Origin of the sequence: Rhizobium sp. RAF36, assembly GCF_052114105.1 — a bacterium.
In the GTDB taxonomy this organism is placed as follows: domain Bacteria; phylum Pseudomonadota; class Alphaproteobacteria; order Rhizobiales; family Rhizobiaceae; genus Rhizobium.
The window spans coordinates 56,100-78,724 of record NZ_JBFREC010000008.1 but is presented as its reverse complement, the minus strand read 5'-3'; the positions used below and the strand labels follow the sequence as shown (position 1 = coordinate 78,724).

20 protein-coding genes are annotated in these 22,625 nt (G+C 61.0%); 2 read left to right on the top strand and 18 right to left on the bottom strand.

Translation table 11 applies throughout. The features are described 5' to 3' along the window. Positions 1 to 39 precede the first annotated feature (39 nt). Positions 40 to 1,110 (bottom strand): LLM class flavin-dependent oxidoreductase, encoded by a 1,071-nt coding sequence (locus tag AB4Z25_RS23695; protein ID WP_442209444.1) that lies wholly within the window; start codon positions 1,108 to 1,110, stop codon positions 40 to 42. A gap of 54 nt (positions 1,111 to 1,164) precedes the next feature. Next, positions 1,165 to 2,010 (bottom strand): NADPH-dependent oxidoreductase, encoded by an 846-nt coding sequence (locus tag AB4Z25_RS23690; RefSeq protein ID WP_442209442.1) that lies wholly within the window; start codon positions 2,008 to 2,010, stop codon positions 1,165 to 1,167. 386 nt (positions 2,011 to 2,396) lie between these two features. On the opposite strand from AB4Z25_RS23690, the gene AB4Z25_RS23685 reads away from it, so the two are divergent. Next, the gene (locus AB4Z25_RS23685) at positions 2,397 to 3,293 is read left to right on the top strand and encodes a fructose bisphosphate aldolase (RefSeq protein WP_442209440.1); all 897 of its coding nucleotides are present in this window, start codon (positions 2,397 to 2,399) and stop codon (positions 3,291 to 3,293) included. Between the two features lie 68 nt (positions 3,294 to 3,361). Here the strand turns inward: AB4Z25_RS23685 and AB4Z25_RS23680 are convergent, their stop codons facing one another. The 6 genes from AB4Z25_RS23680 to AB4Z25_RS23655 all read right to left on the bottom strand — a co-directional run bounded on the left by AB4Z25_RS23680 (position 3,362) and on the right by AB4Z25_RS23655 (position 9,301). Next, the gene (locus AB4Z25_RS23680) at positions 3,362 to 4,183 is read right to left on the bottom strand and encodes a carbohydrate ABC transporter permease (RefSeq protein ID WP_442209439.1); all 822 of its coding nucleotides are present in this window, start codon (positions 4,181 to 4,183) and stop codon (positions 3,362 to 3,364) included. Next, positions 4,180 to 5,052 carry a carbohydrate ABC transporter permease gene (locus AB4Z25_RS23675; RefSeq protein WP_442209437.1) on the bottom strand — a complete coding sequence of 291 codons (873 nt, stop codon included), beginning with the start codon at positions 5,050 to 5,052 and terminating at the stop codon, positions 4,180 to 4,182. The genes AB4Z25_RS23680 and AB4Z25_RS23675 overlap by 4 nt, the downstream gene beginning before the upstream one ends. Before the next feature lie 53 nt (positions 5,053 to 5,105). Then, positions 5,106 to 6,431, bottom strand: coding sequence for an extracellular solute-binding protein (locus tag AB4Z25_RS23670; protein ID WP_442209435.1), 1,326 nt, complete (start codon positions 6,429 to 6,431; stop codon positions 5,106 to 5,108). Between the two features lie 42 nt (positions 6,432 to 6,473). Next, the gene (locus AB4Z25_RS23665) at positions 6,474 to 8,018 is read right to left on the bottom strand and encodes a putative N-acetylmannosamine-6-phosphate 2-epimerase (protein WP_442209433.1); all 1,545 of its coding nucleotides are present in this window, start codon (positions 8,016 to 8,018) and stop codon (positions 6,474 to 6,476) included. A gap of 46 nt (positions 8,019 to 8,064) precedes the next feature. Beyond that, the gene (locus AB4Z25_RS23660; protein WP_442209431.1) at positions 8,065 to 8,814 is read right to left on the bottom strand and encodes a GntR family transcriptional regulator; all 750 of its coding nucleotides are present in this window, start codon (positions 8,812 to 8,814) and stop codon (positions 8,065 to 8,067) included. A gap of 133 nt (positions 8,815 to 8,947) precedes the next feature. After that, positions 8,948 to 9,301 (bottom strand): hypothetical protein, encoded by a 354-nt coding sequence (locus AB4Z25_RS23655; RefSeq protein WP_112389927.1) that lies wholly within the window; start codon positions 9,299 to 9,301, stop codon positions 8,948 to 8,950. Between the two features lie 415 nt (positions 9,302 to 9,716). On the opposite strand from AB4Z25_RS23655, the gene AB4Z25_RS23650 reads away from it, so the two are divergent. Further along, positions 9,717 to 10,853: a calcium:proton antiporter gene (locus tag AB4Z25_RS23650; RefSeq protein WP_442209429.1), complete on the top strand. Its 1,137-nt coding sequence runs from the start codon at positions 9,717 to 9,719 to the stop codon at positions 10,851 to 10,853. A 32-nt stretch (positions 10,854 to 10,885) separates the two neighbouring features. Here the strand turns inward: AB4Z25_RS23650 and AB4Z25_RS23645 are convergent, their stop codons facing one another. The 10 genes from AB4Z25_RS23645 to AB4Z25_RS23600 all read right to left on the bottom strand — a co-directional run bounded on the left by AB4Z25_RS23645 (position 10,886) and on the right by AB4Z25_RS23600 (position 22,380). Next, positions 10,886 to 11,587: an SDR family NAD(P)-dependent oxidoreductase gene (locus tag AB4Z25_RS23645; RefSeq protein WP_442209427.1), complete on the bottom strand. Its 702-nt coding sequence runs from the start codon at positions 11,585 to 11,587 to the stop codon at positions 10,886 to 10,888. Between the two features lie 170 nt (positions 11,588 to 11,757). Beyond that, positions 11,758 to 12,942: a M20 metallopeptidase family protein gene (locus AB4Z25_RS23640; protein WP_442209426.1), complete on the bottom strand. Its 1,185-nt coding sequence runs from the start codon at positions 12,940 to 12,942 to the stop codon at positions 11,758 to 11,760. After that, on the bottom strand, positions 12,929 to 14,110 hold the full coding sequence (locus AB4Z25_RS23635; RefSeq protein ID WP_442209425.1) for a M24 family metallopeptidase: 1,182 nt from the start codon (positions 14,108 to 14,110) through the stop codon (positions 12,929 to 12,931). Before AB4Z25_RS23635 ends, AB4Z25_RS23640 begins: the two co-directional genes overlap by 14 nt. A 336-nt stretch (positions 14,111 to 14,446) precedes the next feature. Beyond that, positions 14,447 to 15,808 (bottom strand): NAD-dependent succinate-semialdehyde dehydrogenase, encoded by a 1,362-nt coding sequence (locus tag AB4Z25_RS23630; RefSeq protein ID WP_442209423.1) that lies wholly within the window; start codon positions 15,806 to 15,808, stop codon positions 14,447 to 14,449. Positions 15,809 to 15,856: 48 nt separating this feature from the next. After that, positions 15,857 to 16,525, bottom strand: a complete 669-nt coding sequence (locus tag AB4Z25_RS23625) for a copper chaperone (RefSeq protein WP_112596557.1) — start codon at positions 16,523 to 16,525, stop codon at positions 15,857 to 15,859. 42 nt (positions 16,526 to 16,567) lie between these two features. Continuing rightward, complete coding sequence (locus tag AB4Z25_RS23620) at positions 16,568 to 18,541, bottom strand: primary-amine oxidase (RefSeq protein ID WP_442209422.1); 1,974 nt, start codon at positions 18,539 to 18,541, stop codon at positions 16,568 to 16,570. Positions 18,542 to 18,635: 94 nt separating this feature from the next. Next, complete coding sequence (locus AB4Z25_RS23615; RefSeq protein WP_442209420.1) at positions 18,636 to 19,673, bottom strand: extracellular solute-binding protein; 1,038 nt, start codon at positions 19,671 to 19,673, stop codon at positions 18,636 to 18,638. A gap of 21 nt (positions 19,674 to 19,694) precedes the next feature. Continuing rightward, on the bottom strand, positions 19,695 to 20,501 hold the full coding sequence (locus tag AB4Z25_RS23610; protein WP_112388185.1) for an ABC transporter permease: 807 nt from the start codon (positions 20,499 to 20,501) through the stop codon (positions 19,695 to 19,697). Beyond that, positions 20,498 to 21,367 carry an ABC transporter permease gene (locus AB4Z25_RS23605; protein WP_442209418.1) on the bottom strand — a complete coding sequence of 290 codons (870 nt, stop codon included), beginning with the start codon at positions 21,365 to 21,367 and terminating at the stop codon, positions 20,498 to 20,500. The genes AB4Z25_RS23610 and AB4Z25_RS23605 overlap by 4 nt, the downstream gene beginning before the upstream one ends. Before the next feature lie 11 nt (positions 21,368 to 21,378). Then, the gene (locus AB4Z25_RS23600) at positions 21,379 to 22,380 is read right to left on the bottom strand and encodes an ABC transporter ATP-binding protein (protein WP_442209654.1); all 1,002 of its coding nucleotides are present in this window, start codon (positions 22,378 to 22,380) and stop codon (positions 21,379 to 21,381) included. Positions 22,381 to 22,625 lie beyond the last annotated feature (245 nt).

Below are 22,625 nucleotides of genomic sequence, written 5' to 3'. Positions count from 1 at the left end.
TCTGGCCTTGCCTGCTCGCCGTTCGCAATTGGACTGCTTCTACCGCTTCAGCAGCGGCAGAAGCTTGTCTCCCTGGCGCTTGATCTCTCCGAGATAAGGTGTGTCCGAGAGCACGAAATGCGTGATGCCGAGTGCCTCGTATTTGCGTAGCGAGGCGGCGACGTCTTCGGCTGAGCCGACGAGCCAGGTCGTACCCGCGCCGCCGCCGCCGAATTTGCCCGGCGCGGTGTAGAGATTGTCATCGAGCACATCGCCACGTTCATGGAGCTCTAGCAGGCGGCGCTGGCCGACGGCGATGGTGCGGCGATGGTCCTGCCAGTTGCCGCTCTGGCCGGCCGCCATTTCGGCAACCTTCTTTTCGGCATCCGCCCAGGCTTCCTCCCGCGTATCCCTGACGAGGGTCGTGATCCTCAGGCCGAATTCCAGCGGTGCGAGATCGCGGTCGAGGCCGCGGCTCAGCGCCTTCAGCCTTTCGATGCGCTCCTTCACGCCGTCGAGCGGTTCGCCCCAGAAAAGCTGGACGTCGGCCTCGGTCGCCGCTACCTTTTCGGCGGCCTCGGAGGCGCCGCCGAAATAGAGCTTGGGATGGCGGCGCCCGGCGCGCTCTGCAATGCGCGGCTGAACGGTCGAGCCATCGACACTGAAATGTTCGCCGGAAGAGGTGACGTTCTCTTCGGTCCACAGGCGGCGGACGAGGCGCATGAATTCCTTCGTGCGGGCATAGCGGTGCGTCTGATCGCCCTCGCTGTCGCCGTAGGCCGCAAGATTGTCCTGGCCGGAGACGATATTGACGCGGACGCGCCCGCCGCTCAGGTGATCGAGCGTTGCGGCAGCCGAGGCGAAATTCGCCGGGCGCCAGTAGCCGGGGCGGATGGCGATCAGCGGTTCGAAGGTCGCCGTGCGTGCCGTCAGCGCCGCGGCGACGGTGAACGTGTCCGGCCGCCCCCAGCCGGTACCGATCAGCGCACCCTTCCAGCCGCGATCTTCAAGCGCGCGGGCGTGTTCCGTCAGCGTCTCCAGACTGTTGTGATTGACGGTCGCGCTGTCGCCGCGGTGACCGGCTGTGACATCGTTGGGGATGTACCAGAGGAATTCGGAACTATCGGTCATGCGTCTGCCTGCTTGTCGATCTGAGTGATTGTATCGGATGCCGGGGGGCGCGGCTTATTTGAGCGGAAAGCCGAGCTTGCGAATGACGCCCTTCAGCACGTGCCTGCCATTGAGCGCAGCGACAGTGCCGATGCGCTTTCCGACCTGCTCGGTCCAGTCGATCCTCGGCATGGACTGTTCCGCCTGGAATGTTGAGAGCGCCTGATTGTAGTCGCCAAGAAGGGCCCGATGCGCGGACGGGTCGTAGCGGTTGCGATGAACGACCGCCGCCTGGGCGAGACGTGGTTTGACATCCGCAGGACGGGCGGGATCAGGATAGCCGACGGTCAGGCCGAAAACCGGGAACACCCCGTCAGGCAGTCCGAGCGCCTGTGATACGGCTTCGGGATCGTTGCGGATGGCGCCGATATAACAGGTGCCGAAGCCGAGAGATTCCAACGCCACGACGGCATTTTGTGCGGCGAGGGCGGCATCGATGACCCCGAGCAGAAAACTTTCGACATAGTCGAGACCTTCGGCGGGGCCGTCCTGCTCTTCCGCGATGCTGCGCGGCCGGGCAAGATCGGCAAGCCAGACCAGGAGAAGTGGCGCTTGCGTAATCTGCCGCTGATTGCCGGCGACGGCGTTCAGCTTTTCCTTGATATCCTTGTCCTCGACGGCAATCACGCTCCAGGCCTGCAGGTTCGAGGAACTGGCCGCCGATTGCGCCGCCGCGACGGCGATATCGATGACATCAGCTGGAACCGCCTGCGGACGATAGTCGCGGACGCTGCGGTGAGACAGGATGGCCTCGAGCGCTTCGTTCCACGGGCCGGACAGCGTCTGGCCGTTGCGATAGCGGCTGGCGGCCAGCGTGGTCAGCCTGTTGTGATCCGGCGTGACGGGCGCGGACAAAGTCATTCAGATCTCCTCAAGCGGTGCGGCGGTCGCACGGACGTGACGGGACCATGCCCGCTCGGGCGCGGGCTTTCCAATTACAAAAGTTCCTTCAATGCGCCGGAAATAGAATATAATTTCTATAGATTATTCTGATCTGATCGCGCTGAGCACGCATGACGGCATTCGCGATGCGCTGGGGGATCTAATCGAGACCGGACGCGCCGCTTCGCGTCATCCGGCATTCCGTATCGGCGCGATCGTTTATCATCTTTTCGAGAGATATGATTGCACTCGCTGCGAAATATGCGACGTTGTCTCATTGGGACGGTTCGGCCGTCTCGATGACAATAGCCGTTTGAAATCGAGCAAAAAGCGCGCGTGAAACGCAGCGCGATGGGGAGAGAACAATGGCAGATGCAGAAATGATGTCGCAGATGACCGGCAAGGCAGGTTTCATCGCTGCTCTCGACCAGAGCGGCGGATCGACGCCCGGCGCCCTGCGTCTCTACGGCATTGCCGACAGCGATTATGGCAGTGAGGAGGAGATGTTCCGCCTCATGCACGAGATGCGCGTCCGGATCATGACCGCTCCCGCCTTCTCCGGCGATAAGGTGATCGGCGCTATCCTCTTCGAGAAGACCATGGATGGGGAAGCCAGAGGAAAGGCGGTTCCTTCGTTTCTCTGGGAGGAGCGGGGCGTGGTGCCGTTTCTCAAGGTCGACAAAGGCCTTGCTGCCGAAGAAAACGGTGTGCAGGTAATGAAGCCGATGCCCGATCTGGATGCGCTGCTCGAGCGCGCCGTGAAGAAGGGGATATTCGGCACGAAGATGCGCTCGGTGATCGCCGATGCCGACCGCGCCGGCATCGCCGCCGTCGTCAAGCAGCAATTCGCGATCGGCCGGCAGATCCTCGGCTATGGCCTAGTGCCGATTATCGAGCCTGAGGTCTCTATCAAGAGCCCGACCAAGCAGGAAGCCGAAGCTATTCTGCTCGACGAAATCAGCCGCGAGCTGGATGCGCTGCCGTCCGGCGAGCGGGTCATGATCAAGCTGACCATCCCGACGGTTGCGGATATCTACAAGCCGCTCATCGACCACAAGTCGGTCGCCAGGGTCGTGGCGCTTTCGGGCGGATACAGCCGTGCCGACGCCTGCGCAAAACTCAGCCGCAACCACGGCATGATCGCCAGTTTCTCCCGCGCCCTGACGGAAGATCTGCGGGTAACGATGAGCGACGCGGAGTTCGATTCCAGTCTCGCCAGGACAATCGACCAGATCTACACAGCGAGCGCTACGAAAATCTAGGCGCGTGCACAAATCTTGGTATGGGCTGCGCTGCTTCAAAATAGAAGCGGCGCGGATCTGCCGTCAATCTATCCCTTCACAGCGCCTGCAGTCATTGAGCCGGAGATTTGCCGGTACATGAGAAGGCCGAGCAGGGCGGGCGGGAGCGCGCCAAGCGCCATGACGGCCGAGGCCACGCCCCATTGCACGCCGCCGCCGCTGGCGGCGAAGAAAAAGGAGGCGCCGACCGTCATCGGCACGGCCTTGTTGGTCGTCAGCATCAGGCCGAACAGGAATTCGTTCCAGGCGGTGATGAACCCGAAGATGAATGCGGTGACGAGCGCTGGACGGATCACCGGCGCGATGACGCTGACCATCGCCTGAAACGACGAGGCGCCGTCGATCCGTGCCGCCTCGTCGAGTTCCAGCGGCACGTCATTGATAGCGTTGACCAGCATGACAAGCGCAAGCGGGATGTTGACGATCGTCAGGATCAGGCCAAGGCCGATCTGGGTGTCGAGGAGACCCAGCCACTGATACATCATGTAGAGCGGGATCGCGAAGATGATTAGCGGAACGGCGCGCAGGTTGATCACCAGCGGCATCAGCACCCGCCGTCCCACCTCGCTGCGGGCAATCGCATAGGCTGCCGGCAAGCAGAGAAGGATCGCAAGCCCGGTTCCGAGCACAGCGGCGATCGTGCTGTTCAGCAGGTAGGAATAGATGTTGAAGCGATCCGTCTGCGTCAGGATGCTTGCATAGTTTGCAAGCGTCGGCTCGCTGATCCACAGGCCGGCATTGCTGGAAAGCTCGCGGGCGCTCTTGAACGAGGTGACGAGGGTTACGATGATCGGGAAGTTCATCGCCGCCGCGGCAATGGCGAAGACGGTCCAGCGAAGAGCATTGATCATGTTGCTTTCCTCCGGCGCCCGGCGAGCCAGTTCAGGCCGTGAAGCACGGCAAGCGACGCGACGAAAAGCACGACCGAAGCGGCCACGGCCTTGCCGATCGAGCCATCCTTGAAGAAGGACTGATAGATATAGATGGATAGCGACGTGGTGGAGCCGCCGGCGCCGCTTCCGGTCAGCGCGTAGACATTGTCGAACACGCGGAAACCGTCGATGAAACGGATGAAGAAGGCGATGACCAGCGTCGGCATCATCAGCGGCAGGTCGATCCACCACAGGATGCGCCAGGCCGATGCACCGTCGAGCGCGGCGGCCTCGCGGACATCGAGCGGAATGGCCGAATAGGCGACGTAGAAGAGCAGAAAGGCGAATGGCGTCCACTGCAGCGTTTCGATGACGACAAGCGTCTTGAAGGCATTGCTGACGTCGAGAAAGGCAGGGCTGTCGCCGAACCAGAGAAAGAGATAGTAGGGCACCGGCCCAGCGAATTCATGCAGCACGAGCCGGTACATCAGGCCGATCATCGCAGGCGCGACCATTAGAGGCAGCATCAGCGGGGCCATCAGAGCCGAGCGCTTCGCCAGCAGCGGCGCGAGGAAGATCGCCAGAAACAGGCCGATCACACATTCTGCAATTGCCGTCAGCATGCCGAAGCGGAAGGAAAAGAAGGTCGCCTGCCAGAAGCCGCGATCCTGGATGACTGCAAGATAGTTCCCGAAGCCCGTGATCGTGGGGCTGCGCAGGTTCTGGAAGCTGACGGTCGAGACCGAATAGACCAGATTGACGAGGGCCGGAAAGCCCAGGAAGAGCAGCAGGAAGCCGATCAGCGGCGCCAGATAAGCCCTGCCTTCGGCACGTGATACGATAGCCATTGCGGTCCGCCGGATGGGAGGGATGCCGGGCTCACCCGGCATCCGGTACAAGGTTACTTCTTGAGGAGATCCTGCATGCCGGCCTTTGTATGGGCAAGCGCGTCCTCAAGGCTTTGCTGGCCCGACCAGTAGCCGGTGAATTCCTTGGCCTGCAGCTCATAGACGGAGAGTGCATTGGCCGAGGTGGCGCCGTTCATCACATAGCCGTATTTGCTGGCAAATTCGCCAAGCTTGACGAGATCTGGCCGCTCCGAAGCGATCTTCGCCACGACCTCGGGCGTCAATGCCGGCGAACCGCCGCCGCGGGCATAGGTCAACGCCGCATCTTCTGTTGCCAGCCACTTCAGGAACTTGACGGCGCCTTCCTTGTTCTTGGCATTCTTGTTGATGCCAAGACCAAGGCCGTGGATATGATCGGCGCGGCCGTTCGGGCCGGCCGGCGGCGCGACGATGCCGGTAACGCCGGCCACAGCCGGAGACTTCTCGGCATTGGTCAGGTCGGCGGCCGCGGCGTTCCACTGCAGCGCAGTGGCTGCCTGACCGGCGGCAAAGGCTGCGTTGGTTTCCGGATATTCGTAGCTTAGCGAATCCTTCGGCGAGGCACCGGCATCATAGAGCGTCTTGTAGAGCTGCAATCCGGTCTTGTAGGCGTCGGAATCGACCGTCACATTGCCGCTGGCATCCATCCAGTCTCCACCATAGGATCGCGGCAGGGACTGGAAGACCATCATGTTGAAGAGCAGGTTCTTCATCTGCAGCACGGTGCCATAGCGAACCGGGCTATCGGGATTGGCCTGCTTCGAGAAGTAGAGTGCGGTCGCCGCCCAGTCGTCCCAGGTCCAGCTGTCTGGATCCTTCGGCTGCAGATCCTTGCCGAGAACCTTCTTGGCGAGCTCGGAATAGGTCTTCTTCGCCGCATCGTCCTTTAGCAGCGCGTCGATCAGGTCCTTGCGGTAGTACATGAAGTGAAGCGAAAGGTCGGTCGGCACGCCATACTGCTTGCCGTCGAACTGCATCGTCTTGAGAACGGAATCACCGAAGACCTTGGCGGCATCCGGTCCGAGATCGACCGGCTCCATGTAGGGCGCGTAACGGCCGATCGAATAGGTGGCGACGAGGTTGATGTCGAAGGCGCTCGAACCGGCTGCCATATCGGCCTGCAGCTTGTCGTAGAAGCCATCGCGGTTGAAGAACAGCAGTTCGACCTTGTCGGCATCGGCAGCGGTCTTGTTATAGGCGTCGACGGTCCCGCGCAGCGCCGTTTCTTCCGATCCGCCGGGCCATCCGAGCACGGTCACCGTTGCATTGGCGAGACCTGGCAGGGCGGCACTCGCAAGAAGCGCGGCGAGAGCCGGAGCGATTATCTTTTGCAGTTTCATCGTTGTTCCCTTTCTTTGTTTGGTTTGTTCATTCGGTGGTCTTCAGCGGTGCTGCCGCGCAAGGTCGGCAACGCCGATAATGCCTGCGTGACTGCCGAGTTCAGCGGCGGCGAGCTCGGGCCTGATCCTTGATCTGAGGTCAGCGACGTGACCGCGCACCCGATCGAGATAGCCGGGAGCGAGGCCAATGCCGCCGCCGATCACAATGCGCCGGGGGTCGAACATCAGCTTGATATCCCGGCAGAGCAGCGCGACCTGGGCGGCGGATTCTTCGACGATGGCTGTCGCCCATGCCGATCCGGCCGCGGCTTCGGTAAAGACCGTGACGGCGTCCGCCTCATGTCCGGCGCGCTTCGCCTGTCCGGCGATCCAGAGGCCCGAGGTCGTATCTTCAAGAGGCTCGGCCCCATGCGAGGCGATGCGGGTCAAGCCGAAATGACCGGCAAGGCCCGGCAGAAGCTTGCCATTGGCGACGATACCGCCGCCGATGCCGGTGGAGATAGTCAGGAAGACGATATCCTCTCCCTTGCCCGCACCGAACTGGTACTCCCCCCAGGCGGCCGCCTGGGCATCGTTAATGGCTGAAACCGGCGTGCCGAGCCGGGCGGCGGAGAGTTCAATCAGCGGATAATTGTCCGGAATTCCGAGCGTCACCGGGTTCATCGCCGACCAGCAGCCATCCTCGACGAAACCGGTGACGGCAATGCCTGCATGCGAGAATTGGCCGCGCCATCCGTCAATCTCGGCGGCAATGGCGTCAAGCCAGGCGTCGGGTCCTTGATCGCGCAGCGTCGGGACCACGCGTTGGTCTATAACCTCTCGGCCCTGGACCAGAGCTGCGATGGTCTTGGTGCCGCCGATGTCGATGGCAAGCACTGGCCTGCTATTAGCCTCGCGAGCGGAAAATGCGGCCGCTACGGCCTCATGGAACCAAGCTGTCGCATGTTCCGTGCGGGTGATCGCCGAGCCGACCACGACGGCAAGGGCGCCGGCGGCAGCGGCCTGTTCAGCCTGTTCCGGCGTGCGGATGCGGCCCTCCGCGATCACGAAGGGGGTGAGTGCGCGCATGGCAGCAATCAGCGCGATATCGGGTTCGATTGGCTCCGGTCCGCCGACATAGCCCGACAGGGTCGTCCCGACGAAATCGACACCGGCGGCGAGCGCCCGTCTGGCATCCTCGAGCGAGGAACAGTCGGCCATCGTCAGCTTGCCCCTGGTCTTGGCCGCAGCAATCAGGGCATCGATCGAAGCGGGGCGGATACGGTCCGTGGCGTCGAACGCGATGATATCGGCACCGGCATCGGCAAGCGCCTCGACATCGGCAATGAAGGGCGTGATGCGCACCGGGCTGCCATCGAGATCGCGCTTGACGATGCCGATAATCGGCACGGCGACATGCGGGCGGGCAGCCTTCACATAATCGACGGATTCGATGCGCACTGCCGCAGCACCCGCGGCTGCAGCCGCATTTGCAAAACCGATGACAAACCGGGCATCATCCATCGGGCCATCGGGAACCGGCTGGCAGGAAACGATGAGGCTGTTCTTGAGGTCTTCGCGCTGCACGGGATGCTCCATTTCGGGCATCACGATATCGCTAAAATACCAGATGGCAACCAGTTTATAACTGGTATTATCGCTGCAATTCGAAGACGAAGTCGTAGACCTCGCCCTTGTACCGCGTCTCGCAGAGCTCGACGATCTGGCCGTCTGCCAGGAAGCACCGGCGCTCGGTGACAAGAAGGGGCGCGCCGGGATCGCAATTCAGGTGAATTGCATCGTCGGCTGACGCGGCACGCGACCGCATGCGCTGGACCGCGCGCTCGGGCATGAAACCACGGTCCTGGAGAACGGTATAGAGCGATTGGTCGATCAAATCGGGAGAGGGAACGAAGCGCACCGGGACGACCGACGTTTCCACAGCGATCGGAAGTCCGTTAGCCGTTCGAACCCGTTTCATCCGGATGACATTGGCGTTTCCGGCAATGCCGAGCGCCATCATCTCGGTGGAGGACGCGCGGCTGATCTGCTTCGATATCCAAATACATCCAGGCACTTGCCCGCGGGCGCTGATATCTTCCGAGAAGCTCGTCAGCGTCGACATCGACTTTTCGACACGCGATCCGATTTCCGTCTTCGAGCCGTGCCGGCGGCTGAGCAGTCCTTCCTGTTCGAGAAGGGAGAGGGCTTTGCGGACGGTAACCCGTGAGAGCGACAGGGAACCGGCAATCACACGTTCGCCGGGCAGCACGCTCCCGGATTGAAAGGCCTGCGTCTGGATGGCCTGTTCGATCGCCAGCTTCAGCCGCTTGTATAAGGGAATATCAAGGGGGATTTGCGCCAGAGATTTCTCGATGGCGGTGACGACCTGGTTCTCGGGCATAAAAATTCCGCCAACTTCCCTGTAAAAAATCCTCTGGACTTATACTGGTATTATCTTCCGGGCACGAAGGAATGGCAAGAGCGCAATGGCGGCGGGGAGAGCTGACGCCGCGAAGGGCGTCAGCTCGGTTATCTTAACGGCGAAGAGCCGGGCAGCCGCGCGCATTGGCAAAGCTGATTTCATCCGGGCCGCGGCGCGTCCAGCCCTGAACGACGACGCGGCGCGGCGTGATGTCGACGACATGCGCGCGCCGGAAACCAAAGTCCCGGGCGCGGTCTTCAGCCAAGCGTGGATCGCAGCCACGCGACGGGCGGCCATAGCCGGGTGGCGGCGGGGGCGGCCTGTTCCAATCCTGTTGGGGAGCGAAGCGCGGAGGCGGTGCCCGGCCGTATTCGTCGTAATACTGCGCCGAGGCGAAGCCGGCCGTTGAAATGAAAGCGCTCACCGCAAGCAGTGCGCCAAGGGCAATTTTGGTGCGTTTGATCATGAATGGGTCTCGAATCCTGTCTTTTGCGCGGGCACGATAAAACGGCATTCGTGGCGAACTCATGGCTGGGATTGGGTGAGCGAAACGTGGGCTTGAATCAAAGCCTCTGCGGTCGCTAACAGCGCATTATACCCTCTTGTCATCGACCGGCCCGTCATTGTCTTGGATGCTGACCTTGCAATTGGATAGTCGACCGCGAGTTCCATAAGATAGATTATGCAATTTTGATGTGCTTCGCCGGACGTGCTGCGCCTCTCGCAAAGAGTTCCCTCAAAGCAAAAAAGATGATGAATTAGACTGCCGCGGCAGACGGTCCGGTCCAGAACGTTCGGCGTGCATTTGATGGTCTCCTCGATTATAGATTGCCTCTGTCGCTACACGTATGATCAAGCACCGCCGGAAGTCAGGAACAGCCATGAACCAAGCTTCGATTGCCGCCACCGAAACACATCACGCGGCAATTCCGGCCTGGACCTGGGTGGCTCCGCTTCTTGCCTCGATCCTATTGGCCCTGAAGTTTCTCCATGTCGTGCCATCGGACGCGGCACTGGTGCTGGTTTTTGCGGCCGTCTTCCTTGGTGCTTCCGTCTTCAGCGCCGTCCATCACGCCGAGGTCCTGGCACTCAAGCTTGGCGAACCGTTCGGCTCGATCCTGCTGGCGATCGCCGTGACTGTCATTGAAGTTGCGCTGATCGTCTCCATCATGGCCTCAGGAGCAGAAGGCAGCGGTTCGGTGGCGCGTGATACGGTATTCGCGGCCGTGATGATCGTGCTCAACGGCGTTGTCGGGCTTTGCCTGATCGTGGGTGGCCGGCGGCACTTCGAGCAGACGTTCCAGCTTCAGGGCGCGTCGTCCGCCCTGGCCGTGCTCGGCACTCTAGCCGCGCTGGCGCTGATCCTGCCGAACCACACGCTGACAGTCCTTGGGCCGTCATACTCGCCGCTGCAAGCAATGTTCGTCGGGTTGGTTTCCCTTATGCTTTGGGCCGTGTTCGTCTTCGTGCAGACCGTCAAGCATCGCGCCTATTTCCTGGATGCGCCAGCTGACAATGTGGAAAGCGATAGCACGGCGGCAGAGCACCACGCGAAGCCGTCCGACCGGGAATCGCTGGCATGCCTCGGTTTGCTGCTGGTATCTCTCGCCGCTGTCGTCCTGCTTGCCAAGACCCTTTCCCCCTCTCTCGACAGGGCGATCGATCTGGCAGGCCTGCCCCACACGTTCGTCGGCGTGGTGATCGCCGCGATCGTACTTTTGCCGGAAGGCATTGCGGCGGCGAAGTCCGCGCTGAAGAACCAGCTTCAAAACAGCATCAACCTCGCTCTCGGATCGGCGATTGCGAGTATCGGCCTCACCATCCCGGCCGTCGCCGTCGTCTCGCTCGTTCTCGATCAGCAACTGTCGCTGGGGATCTCAGCAGCAAACACGACGTTGCTGGTGCTGACCCTCTTCGTCAGCACCCTGACTTTAGGCACCGGTAGAACGACGGTGCTGCAGGGGGCGATCCATCTGGTGATATTTGCGGTGTTTCTGCTGGTTTCGGCAATCCCCTAAGGACCGCCTTCGCCCATGCTGAACCGTGACCGTCAGAACCGCTCGACCCATGGCCTGACTTCGATCTCCCATGACCAGGCGCTTCGATGCTGGCGCAGGAGATCGACGTAGGTTTGTGCGATTGCGTCAGGGTCGAGCGTGCTATCCGGCGCCTCCGCGGGATCGCCGCGAAGCTCGCTCCGGACACCCCCGTCAACCACCACATGGGCGACATGAATTCCCTTCGGAGCCAGTTCTCTCGCAGCACTTTGTGCCAGCCCGCGCAGCGCGAATTTCCCCATGGCGAACGGTGCAGAGTTGGCGAAGCCCTTTACGCCGGCCGTAGCACCCGTCAGCAGGATCGCGCCCTTGCCGGCCGCAAGCATGCGCCTGGCGGCTTGCTGTACCGAGTAGAATGCACCCAACGCGGAAACGGCCACCGCCCTTTCGACCTCCGAGGGATCAAGATCGGTGAGTGGTCCGCGCACGCGGCCGCTAGCGTTATAGATGACGACCTCAGGCGGTCCGATATGCGCGTCCGTTTGCGCGAAAAGTCTCTCGACCTGGCTCGGGTCGCTGGCGTCGACCTCAAGAGCGATGGCACCGGTCTGCTCTGCCAGCGATTTGAGTTTGCCGGTGTCGCGAGCAGCGATGACAACGGAGAGGCCTGCCAAGCGAAAGCTTCTCGTCAGTGAGGCGCTGATGCCTGGGCCCGCTCCGATGATGAGCGCGCTGCGATAGGGAATGGTCGACATGTCTCTTCTCCGATGTGGCCGCTGAAGATACAGATCGGATCGATGCTGCCGCCACGCAATGGCGGGAAAGCAGGAACTGGTTCGGAGGGTGTGATTTTTTCTTGATGCCGCTATGCGGCTTCAAAACCGGATCCATCCAGACTTCGGCAATGACTAGCGGTCGGGCAGCCTCATAGCCCCTCGCCTAGGGCGTCACACGCGATTTTTACGACGAGTTCGGCACCCACTCTCAAGGCTGTCTCATCGATCTTGAACTGCGGATGATGAAGGGGATAGATACAGCCCTCCGCCTCATTGCGGATGCCAAGCCTGAAATAGACTGAGGGCCGTTTTTCGCTGTAGAAGCCGAAGTCATCGGCGGCTGTCCATCCGGCTGCCGCAACTGCTGTTCCGGCACCGAACATGGTGTCCGCCGCCAATGCGACAACGCGGGCCAGTGCCGGATCGTTGACGACAGGTGGCTCGCCCTCGACAAGGCTGAATTCGACTGTTGCCCTATGCGCGAGCGCAAGCCCCTTCAATATGTCCTGGACACGTTCGCGGGCGCGGAGACGCGTCGCCGGGCTGCCGCTGCGGATGGTTCCCTTCAAACGGACGGTATCGGCAACGACATTGTAGGAACTGCCGCCTTCGATGCTGGTCACGGAGATGACCAGAGGATCGTAGGCATCGCGCTCCCTGGAAACGATTTTTTGCAGTTCCGAGACCATGGCGCATGCCACGGCAATGGCATCAACGCCTTCCTCCGGCTTGGCCGCATGTGCCGACGAGCCGCGGATCACCGCATCGAAAATGTCGCTGGCAAGCGTGAAGGGGCCTTGGGCGACGGCAATCTTGCCTGCCTGCGTGTAGGGATCGACATGAATACCGATCGCCGCGTCAATATCGTCGAGGAGCCCTTCTTCCACAATGCGGCGGCCGCCGAGAGGCTCGGCTTCCTCTGCGGGCTGGAATATGAAGCGGACTGTTCCGGTAAAGGTCTCGCGATGTCGGTGAAGATGCATCGCCGCGGCAAGCACCATAGCCGCGTGCGCATCATGGCCGCATGCATGCATGACGCCCTTCGCCGTCGAAGAGAATGCAACGCCGGAGTGTTCCTCGATCGGCAAGGCATCGATGTCGGCGCGAACTGCAACCTTCCGGTTGGAAAGGCCGGCTGTTCCCTCGATATCGACGGCAAGCCCGAAGCCCGCAACATCGCGGACTGCTGTCAATCCTCCGGTCTCCAGTTGGCCGCGCAGATAGGCTTGCGTCCGCCTCTCCTGATTTGACAGCTCGGGATGGGCATGCAGGTGCCTTCGCACCTCCAGCATGTGCTTGATCTGGCCCGGCGACAGGGTGTCAGGTCTTGGCATGGATCTCTCTTGGAAAATTGGTCAGGGTTTCACAACCGGTCTCCGTCACCAGAATGGTTTCGCTCACCTCGATGCCCCACCCGTCCATCCACATGCCCAGGATCGAATGCAGGACATTGCCCGGCCGCAGGACCGACTTGTCTCCAGGACGCAGGCTGATCGTGTGCTCACCCCAGTCGGGCGGATAAGCAACGCCGATCGAGTATCCGATCCGGGATTCCTTCTTGAGCCCATGGCGCTCGATCACCTTGCGCCATGCGAGTTCCACATCCTCGGCAAGCACACCCGGCCTGATCGCCGAGAGCACAGCCTCCATTCCCTCAAGAACGGCGTTGGCGGTGTTGGTGACCTGTTGCGGTGCTTTCCCCAACTGCATCGTCCGCGCCAGACCGGACGTGTACCGGCGGCAGACGCCGGCGAGTTCGAGAGCGATCGTCTCGTTTGCGCCAAATCGGCGGTTGCTCCACATGATGTGAGGGGCCGAGGCGTTTTCACCCGCGAGAATGGTGGGCGGCAATGCGGTGATGTCGCCGGCAAAGTCGGGACTTCCGGCGATCTGCGCGGCCTGGATCTTCGCGATGGCATCGCATTCGCGAACCCCTGGCGCGATAACGTCATAGGCGGCCGAAACCGCCGCCTCTGCGAGCCGGGACGCCTTGCGGAGATAGTCAATCTCGGCCGGGCTCTTGACCGACCTTATCCAATTGACCAACAGATCAGCGTCGACAAAGGTTGCATTCGGAAGCCCTGCCGTCAGGCGGGCATGTGCTTTGGGTGAGTAATAGTAGGCTTCGAGCTCGATGCCGATCCGCCGGCTGCCCCATCCCTTTGCAGTGATCCACTGCGCGATCCAGTCCATCGGGTGACGGTCGGATTGCTGGACGTAGCCCTCGGGAAATCCGACGATGTTGTCCGGGCGCATCCACGCCGTCAGCAAGCCGCCGGCCGCATCCATGGCACGGCCGAGCCAGACCGGCTCCGCGCTTTCCTCGATCGGCAGCAAGACGGTCTGTGGCGTATAGAATGACCAGCCGTCGTAGCCCGTAATATAATGCTGGTTCGCGACGTCGTTGATCACAAGAAGCTCGAGATCGCGCCTGCCCATCTCCGCACGTATCCGGCTGAGACGCTCCTGGTATTCGCGTCTGTCAAACGGCAGCTCGATCATTCTTGCCCCTCACCTGCATGTACTCTGATCAAAGGGTTTCATGTCGCGCAGCCCGGCGCAACATGCCCTTAAGTACCGAGTGTGGCATCACCTCCTGATATTTTTGGTCTAAAGTTTCCCCCTTCGCTAGACGATTTCTCTCTTTGCCAAGTTGAGCGAAGCTTTGGCCCGGGCCATCATCGGTGGCATTGCTACCATCGATGCTGAAGCGCAGAGCGACGATCGATCCCTACCGTTTCGGTTCGCGAGGGCGCACTGAACAGTGCGGCGCTAGATAATCAAACGGGCGTTGAGCCGAGAAGCCAACCGGAGGACCCGGTTGGCTTTGTTCTTTGATCAAGCACCTCTCCAGACGAGCTTGGCATTGGCGAGCTCACGCGCGCCGAGACCGCCAAGCTCCCGGCCGAAGCCCGAGCCCTTGATCCCGCCGAAGGGCGCGCGGGGATCGGAACGGACGAAATCGTTGATGAAGACGGCTCCCGCCTCGATGCGGGAGGCGACGCGTTCGGCGCGTTCCGGATTGCTGCTCCACACGGCGGCGCCGAGGCCGTATTCCGTGTCATTTGCCAGTGCCACGGCCTCGTCTTCATCCTTGAAAGTGAAAAGCATTGCGACGGGGCCGAAAAACTCCTCGCGTGCCACCGCCGCATCGCGGGGCAATCCGGCAATCACCGTCGGCTCGTAGAAATAGCCGTCGCCGGGGATTGATTTGCCACCGGTCAGAACGCGCGCGCCTGCCTTCACGGCGTCATCGACCTGACGCTGGACATTGTCGCGGATATCGGCTCGGGCCAGCGGACCGAGCTTTGTTTCCGCCTTCATCGGATCACCGACCGGAATGCGCTTGACGGCATCGACAAAGGCTGCGGCGAAGCGCTCGGCAATCGGCGCGTGGACGAAAATCCGCTTGGCGGCGATGCAGCTCTGCGCGTTGTTCGAATAGCGCGAGACCACTGCCATCTGCACCGCTTTATCGAAATCGGCATCGTCGAAGACGACGAAGGGATCCGAGCCGCCGAGTTCCAGCACCACTTTCTTGCCGAGAGAACCCGCCTGCTTCGCAACCGTGCGGCCCGCAGCCGTGCTGCCCGTCACCGTGACGGCGGCGATGCGTGGATCGGCAATCACGGCAGGAGCACGTTTGCGATCGATCACGAGATTGGAATAGAGCCCCTGCGGCGCGCCGGCATCGAGGATCAGCTTCTCGATCGCCGCCGCCGACCCCTGGACCGTTTCGGCATGCTTGACGATCACGGTGTTGCCGATAAGGGCGGCCGGGATGAAGAAGCGCAACACCTGCCAGAAGGGAAGATTCCACGGCATGATCCCGAAAATCGGCCCGATCGACTGATAGACGATCTTGGCGGGCGTTCCGGGGATCGGCTCGTCGGCGATATAGGCCAATCCGTCACCGGCGAAATGACGGGCGCCGAAGGCTGATTTCTTGATTTCGCCCTGCGCTTCGGCGAATGGCTTGCCCATTTCCGAAACGATCAGCGCGGAGTATTCGTCGACACGCGCCTCCAGCAGATCCGCAAGGCGGTTCAGAAAAGCAGCGCGCTCGCTGAGCGGTGCGGCGGACCAGGTCTTCCAGGTCTTGTGCGACTGATCGAGGATCCGTTCGACCTCGGCTCCGGTGTGTTCTTCGTAGCGGCCGATCAATTGTCCATCGGTTGGATTGTAGGAAAGGAAGCCCATCTAAATCTCCTCTTGTTTTAGCAGGCAGGCATCGAAGTGCAGGAAGCGTCAGCTGCTTCCCTGCAGCAGAGAAAAACTGGCGGCGAGACCGAGCGTCAGGCCACCAAGAACGGCAAATTCGCGCCGCCACGGAACGAGGCTCTCCAGCACCATCCAACCGGAAATTACCGCCATCCAGAGTATGTTGGAGACCCCGCCAGCGAATTGCAGCAGAACCATGCTGGCGCAGCAGGCGGCACGGCAGAGCACCTCCCTGCCCTGTTCATTCCGGCCTCGGATCAACACCAGGACGGCGGCGGCAAACATGGCGGGGGCAAAAAGCGGCGCAGCGAAACGGCCATCACTATCGACGAGCCCGACCGGGCGCATCAGCCACTCGGCCACGGCGCCGGTAGTGACGGTGGCAAGAAGCATCGGTCCCGGCTGTGGCGCTGCCCTGCCGCTCAGACGAAACAGCCCGCGCGACAGGAGCAGCGACGGAGCGGCCATCGCCGTCATCATGACGAGCCAGGATGCGATTGCCTGCACTAATCCGAGGGGCGCCGTGGTGGACACGCCAGCTGACCGGCAGATAACATCGCCGACCGCCTGTGGAGCGCAGTAGAGCGCAAGCCACGCCGCGAGACCGACCGCCAGCATGCCGCAATCGGTGGCACCGCTGCTGATATTCCGTCGTGCTATCGCCGTGACCATGCCCTTGTCCCAAAGCTTCATCATCAAGTGATCGGTGGCGGTTCGCCACCGGTCACTGTCCTCAGATCAGCTGCAGCAGCTTGCCTTGTTCTCTCCAGCGAGAACGCTTGCCCTGTTGATCACCGGCGGCAGATTGTTCGACGGATTGACCTCGAAGAAACCGGCCGGCGCGAGCGAGAAGCCGCAGGAAATGCAAGGCTGAACCGGAAAGTCTTCGGCGCGCACGACATGGTGGAGACCAAAGGAATGCCAGAGCACGATGTCGGTGTTCTCGACATTGCGGTCCTGTTTGACGAGCTCTGCGAGACCATCTCTGCCATCGGAATTGGCAACGAATTCTCCTGCAGGATAGCGTTCATTCTCATTGAACGGCGTGACCCAGATGTGATTGCGGATGAAGTTGGAGCGGATACCTGAAGGACCGTCGTCCTGGATCATCGGTGTGACGCAGTTCGGGGCATGGAGCTTGTAGGCGACCGGTTTGCCGACCTGGTTCAGCTTGTTCGGATTGACGACCTTCCAGCTGCGATGGGTGGAGAGATCGGCGCGCCGCGCCGCCGCAAGCTCGGTCTTCAGCACCGTATCGACAGCATGGAAGGCGTTGCCATACGGATTGCTGTCGCTGAAGGGCTCCATGTAGGAGTTGGTTTCGACAACGCTATTGCCACCACCATCCACCGCCATATCGAGGCGCGCGCAGAAGATGTGCTGATGGATCGGAGCGCCGAGGCCCGGCTGAATCTCCGTCGAGTATTTGTCCGCCTGCCCGGGATGGCATGCATTGGTATTGACGATGCCGGTCGCCTTCATCTCGAATTCGATTTCACCGGCCTGATCGAGATACCAGTACTGGGCATATTCATAGTTACCCACGGTGCAGATGCTCGAGATAACGAGCTTGCGGCCGCGGTGCAGCACCGTCCGCCCTGTTCGGAAATCCCAGTGTTTCCAGAGGATTCCGGCGTCTTCCTCATGGATGCAGACCGCCTTTTCGATGGTGACGACCTCGCCTTTCAATCCGTTCACATGTGCGTCGAGATACTGGATCTGGCCGAGGCAATCGCAGCCGAGCTTCAGCGAATTGGTCAGCTTGCCGAAGCCGTACTCGCCGACATCGAAGATGTTCTGGCGGGCGTGGCCGTAGAGCGGTGATCCGTAGGGAACGACGAGCTCGGCAACAGCCGCACGCCGCACGACGGAGCGGCCGTCAAACCGGATATCGTGAAGCACGAGACCTTCGCGTGGCGTGAAGCCGATCGCGAGCGTCCACTTGTCCCAGGAAATCGCATGGTCCTTGATCGTGAAGCTGACGCCATCCGGCTGAACGACATCGAGCGGCTTCAGCGGCGCATCCGGCGGCGGCAGGAACTCCGGGTCGTAGTCGTAGCGCGTCATCGGGATCGGCGGATGATCGGGATAATCGTCGACCCGCAGCACTTCGCCGGTCTTCACGTCGATCACTGCGTTCAGCCCCTCGATTGGGTGGGCATAGTAGTTGCCGAACTCATGAACGCGCAGCCAGGAAAAGGTGTGCGAGATCAGCCTCCCCTCTTCATCCTCGTGGCCGAAATTGCCGCCCGACCAGGAATCGACGATCACACCCGTCATGTCGGAGATGCCGCGCTTGCGGCAGGCCTCGATGAAGCGCGGGTCGTTCTTGACGTTGACCTCGACGCTTATCATCTGCTCGACCATGAAGCCGGCACGCGCGGCCGGGAAATGCGTGCGACGGATGATTGCCTTGTCGGCAACAGAAATAATGAGCTGCCAGACGCCCGGGACATCGAGATGGTTGACGTTGATACGCGCCTCGCGCGGCAGTTTTCCGCCGTCAAGAAAAGCACGGTATTCGGCAGGCGATGGCTCGCGCAGGTCTATATTCTCGAACAGAACGCCGACCCCAAGTTCCGGATCCGCCTTGACGACCGCGACGGCGATGTTGATTTCGTCCGGGGTGAGTGGCGCCAGTGCCTGCAAATGCTTCGGCGGCGGAGGTGCCGCAGCAGGTTTGAGGGTGGCAGGTTTGACGGCTTCATTCATGGTTCTGTCCTCAAATTCATGGCCGGAAGCTACGCGCCGCCTGCCGTCTTATGCGTGGAATGGCAGGGCATTCTCGCCCCGCCTCTTTGGCTGATCACTGGCGGAGCGACGTCCAGATGCGGTCATAGGCGCGGGTTGCCTTTTCTTCGCAGGCCGGCGCAAAGACGATCTTCATATCTTTCGGCGGATTGAATTCGGGCGATTCACCCGTTTCCTTTGGCAGGAACTTGTCGGAACCTGTGACTGCGCTCTGATAGCCGGTCGATTTCTGCTGGAGGGCGATGTTCTCAGGATCCATCAGGAAGTTCAGGAACTTCTTGGCATTCTCGGGATTTGGAGCGCCTTTCGGAACCGCGACATTGTCCATCCAGCCGACCGCCCCTTCCTTCGGGAAGACATACTTGATCGTCGGCTTCTGCAGGCGCGAGGCAAGCGCCTTGCCTGACCACTGCTCGTGCATCACGGTTTCGCCGGAGACCTGGCGCTCTGTCGTGCCGTCCGAATTGTAGACCTTGACGAAAGGCTTCTGGGCTTCGAGCAGTGCGTTCAGCGCCTTGAGATCAGCCGGATTGCTGTTGCACTGGTCCTTGCCGAGATAGAGGAGACCGAGTGACATCACCTCCGACGGCGAGCCGAACATGCCGATCTTGCCCTTGAGATCATCGGACGGCTCGAACAGCGCCTTCAGGCTGTTGGTCGGTCCCTTATAGACAGCGGTATCGACCGAATAGGAGGTCGTCCCCCAGACCCATGGAACCGTGTATTCGGCCTTCGGATCCCAGCTGCGCTTCTGCCATTTCGGATCCAGGTTCTTGAAGTTCGGCATGGAGGCCACGCCGACCTTCTCGAGCAATCCCTGCTTGACGAAGATCGGCACGAAATCGTTGCTGATGATCATGAGGTCGTAGCCGGCGGCGCCCGAGCTGATCTTCGCCAGCGCCGTTTCATTGGAGTCATAGGTGTCGATCGTCACCTTGATGCCAGTTTCGGCCTCGAATTTCTTGACCATCTCCTCAGAGGTATAGTCGGTCCAATTGTAGATATGCAGGACGCCAGCATCGGCATGCGCGATGCATGGAGCGACGATGGCAAGCAGACTGGCGGTTGCCAGCATCCTCTTTGCGGTCTTCATGTTCACCCTCTTCTTTTTTGGTTATTCGTTGCCTTGGCTCTTGCGCCCGAGCAGCAGCGCGCCGGTGACGAGCACAAGCGAGATGCCGAGCAGGATGGTGGAAATGGCATTGACTTCCGGCGTGACGCCGAGGCGCATCATGCCGTAGACATAGACGGGCAAGGTGGTCGATCCGGCACCTGAGACCATCAGGCTGATCAGGAAATCGTCGAGCGAGACGACGAAAGCCATCAGCGCACCGGCAAAGATCGCAGGCAGCAGCAGAGGAAACGTTACGCAGCGGAACAGCTGCCATTCGCTGGCATAAAGATCGCGGGCTGCCTCTTCCAGATTGGTGCCGAGATCGCGCAATCTGGCCTGGATCGGCAAGAGCGCGAAGGGGATGCAGAATACCGTGTGAGCAATCATCAGGTTGACCAGCCCGTTGGTCATCCCGAGCGCCGAAAAGAAGATCAGCGTCATGATCGCAACGATGATTTCCGGAACGATCAGGGGGAGCGCGATCAAGGAGGTGAGTGCCCCGCGCCCCCCCTTCAAGTCACCGCGCTCGAGAGCGATGGCCCCGGCCGTGGCAATCACTGTGGAGGAGATTGTCGCGACAATGGCGATGACAATGCTGTTGAAAGCCGCGCGGCGGATATCCTCGTTGGCCGCCACTTCGCCAAACCAGCGCAGGCTGAAGCCGGACCAGATGGTCACCAGCTGATTGGCGTTGAATGCGTAGACGACCAGAATGGCCAGCGGCAGGTAGAGAAAGATCAGAATGGCGGCCGTGAAAGGGCCGAAACCCGGCGTATGACGCCAGTCGAATGGACGCTGCGTCTTCATAGCCGCGCCTCCTCGGCCTTTCTGGACCGCACAAGGAAGATTGCCAGAACAGCGATCGTCACCAGGATCGAAAGGGCAGCGCCGAATGGCCAGTTGCGCGACGAGGTGAACTGCATCTGCACCAGGCTGCCGACAAGGAGCTTCTTCCCGCCGCCGAGAAGATCAGGGGCCAGGAACGAACCGAGCGACGGTGCAAAGACAAGGCTGGCGCCAACGAGAACACCGGGCTTTGCCAGCGGCCAGACAACCCGGTGAAAAACGGCGATCCGGCTGGCATAGAGATCATAGGCTGCCTCGATCAGCCGCGGGTCGATCCGCTCCAGCGTCGAATAGACCGGCAGAACCATGAAGGGCAGAAAGGTATAGACGAGCCCGAGCAGGATCGAGCCGTCATTATAGAGTAGCGGCAAGGGCGTCGAGATAACGCCGGCAGCCTTGAGAAGGCCATTTGCCAGGCCTTCATCCCGCAGGATCAGCACCCAGCAATAGGTCCTGATCAGCGTGTTGATCCAGAATGGCAAGGTGACGAGAAAAAGCAGCGTCCGGCGGCGGTTCTCAGACTGGCAAACCAGGTACCATGCAACCGGAAACCCGAGCAGCATGCAGATCACAGTTGTCAGGCCCGCCAGATAGACCGACCGCAGAATGATGATCACATAGCTCCAGGAGAACAGCAGCGTATCATCGAAATCGCGCTGGAAGAGGAACTGCACATAGGCATCCAGCGTCAGCGGCATGTCGACGCCGCCATAGGGATTGGCAGTCATGAAGGAATAGGCGACGGCCACCAGCAACGGCAGCACCATGAAGATGCCGATGACCAGGACGGCCGGGGCAGCGAGCGTCAATGTGCGCTGTGTGTTCATCCGCCCTCTCCCTAGTTCGTCAGATGCCGTTCGGCATCGCTCGACCAGTCGAGCACCACGGCCTGCCCGGCGACCAGGCCATCGACCGACTGGCGGGTGCGGCTGCGCAGCCGTTCGCCGTTTTCGATGACGATTTCGTAGAGCGTATCGAGCCCGAGATAGGTCACGGCGGTAACCGTGCCGCGGATCCGCCCCGCCGAGCCGCTAGCCGGCGCCGAGACCGCAATCCTTTCCGGCCGCACCGCGATCAGAATGTCGTTGCCGCGGCCGATCATGGCGCCGGGCAAGACATTGGATTCGCCGATGAAATCAGCCACGAAGCGGCTCTTCGGATTGTCGTAGATCTCGCGTGGCTCGCCGATCTGCAGCACGCGGCCGGCCGACATCACGGCGATATGGTCGGACATCGCCAGCGCTTCTTCCTGGTCATGGGTGACGAGGACGAAGGTGATGCCGGTTTCCCGCTGCAGCCGCTTCAACTCGCTCTGCATTTCCTTGCGCAATTTCAGGTCAAGGGCGCTCAACGGCTCGTCGAGCAGCAGCACTTTCGGCCGCGGTGCAAGCGCCCTCGCCAGAGCCACACGCTGCTGCTGCCCCCCGGAGAGCTGGCGAGGCAATCTCGCCGCCATGGTTTCGAGCCGGACCAGCCGCAGTACCTCCGCAACGCGAAGATCCCGTTCAGCCCTGGGCACCTTTTGCATCTGCAGTCCAAAGCCAACGTTTTCGGCCACGGTCATGTGCGGAAAGAGGGCATAGCTCTGGAAAACCGTATTCACCGGCCGCTTCTGCGGCGGCAAGAAAGAGGAGTCCGCCCCCTCTATCCGGACCGTTCCGGCGGTCGGAAGTTCGAAACCGGCAATAATGCGCAAAAGTGTTGTCTTACCGCAGCCAGAGGGACCAAGCAGCGTGAAGAACTCTCGGTCCTGGATCTGTAGGCTAACCCCGTCCAGAGCCGTGGACGCGCCAACGCCCTTCGTAGGAAACGATTTTGAGACATTCTCGATGGTGATCATCGCTCGCAAACCAGTCTCCCAAGTCGCTATGTAACTATTTAGTTATTAGCTAGCAGTGGCGAATTTACATTGTCAAGTTGAACATCAGGATTTTATTTTTTACCGCCCTCTGATGCGGTGGCGTCAAGAAATAGAGGTTGAGAGCGCGATTTAACTAACTGTTTTAGCCTGTCTTTCGAAGAAACCGGTAGGACTTCTCTGCGTCAACGGCATTGGGAAAACACAACCAAAGGCAAACCGCCGGC

Coding starts and splice junctions, on each gene's coding strand:
- AB4Z25_RS23695 (WP_442209444.1), bottom strand. CDS start 1,110: ATGACCGATAGTTCCGAATTCCTCTGGTACATCCCCAACGATGTCACA.
- AB4Z25_RS23690 (WP_442209442.1), bottom strand. CDS start 2,010: ATGACTTTGTCCGCGCCCGTCACGCCGGATCACAACAGGCTGACCACG.
- AB4Z25_RS23685 (WP_442209440.1), top strand. CDS start 2,397: ATGGCAGATGCAGAAATGATGTCGCAGATGACCGGCAAGGCAGGTTTC.
- AB4Z25_RS23680 (WP_442209439.1), bottom strand. CDS start 4,183: ATGATCAATGCTCTTCGCTGGACCGTCTTCGCCATTGCCGCGGCGGCG.
- AB4Z25_RS23675 (WP_442209437.1), bottom strand. CDS start 5,052: ATGGCTATCGTATCACGTGCCGAAGGCAGGGCTTATCTGGCGCCGCTG.
- AB4Z25_RS23670 (WP_442209435.1), bottom strand. CDS start 6,431: ATGAAACTGCAAAAGATAATCGCTCCGGCTCTCGCCGCGCTTCTTGCG.
- AB4Z25_RS23665 (WP_442209433.1), bottom strand. CDS start 8,018: ATGCCCGAAATGGAGCATCCCGTGCAGCGCGAAGACCTCAAGAACAGC.
- AB4Z25_RS23660 (WP_442209431.1), bottom strand. CDS start 8,814: ATGCCCGAGAACCAGGTCGTCACCGCCATCGAGAAATCTCTGGCGCAA.
- AB4Z25_RS23655 (WP_112389927.1), bottom strand. CDS start 9,301: ATGATCAAACGCACCAAAATTGCCCTTGGCGCACTGCTTGCGGTGAGC.
- AB4Z25_RS23650 (WP_442209429.1), top strand. CDS start 9,717: ATGAACCAAGCTTCGATTGCCGCCACCGAAACACATCACGCGGCAATT.
- AB4Z25_RS23645 (WP_442209427.1), bottom strand. CDS start 11,587: ATGTCGACCATTCCCTATCGCAGCGCGCTCATCATCGGAGCGGGCCCA.
- AB4Z25_RS23640 (WP_442209426.1), bottom strand. CDS start 12,942: ATGCCAAGACCTGACACCCTGTCGCCGGGCCAGATCAAGCACATGCTG.
- AB4Z25_RS23635 (WP_442209425.1), bottom strand. CDS start 14,110: ATGATCGAGCTGCCGTTTGACAGACGCGAATACCAGGAGCGTCTCAGC.
- AB4Z25_RS23630 (WP_442209423.1), bottom strand. CDS start 15,808: ATGGGCTTCCTTTCCTACAATCCAACCGATGGACAATTGATCGGCCGC.
- AB4Z25_RS23625 (WP_112596557.1), bottom strand. CDS start 16,525: ATGATGAAGCTTTGGGACAAGGGCATGGTCACGGCGATAGCACGACGG.
- AB4Z25_RS23620 (WP_442209422.1), bottom strand. CDS start 18,541: ATGAATGAAGCCGTCAAACCTGCCACCCTCAAACCTGCTGCGGCACCT.
- AB4Z25_RS23615 (WP_442209420.1), bottom strand. CDS start 19,673: ATGAAGACCGCAAAGAGGATGCTGGCAACCGCCAGTCTGCTTGCCATC.
- AB4Z25_RS23610 (WP_112388185.1), bottom strand. CDS start 20,501: ATGAAGACGCAGCGTCCATTCGACTGGCGTCATACGCCGGGTTTCGGC.
- AB4Z25_RS23605 (WP_442209418.1), bottom strand. CDS start 21,367: ATGAACACACAGCGCACATTGACGCTCGCTGCCCCGGCCGTCCTGGTC.
- AB4Z25_RS23600 (WP_442209654.1), bottom strand. CDS start 22,380: ATGATCACCATCGAGAATGTCTCAAAATCGTTTCCTACGAAGGGCGTT.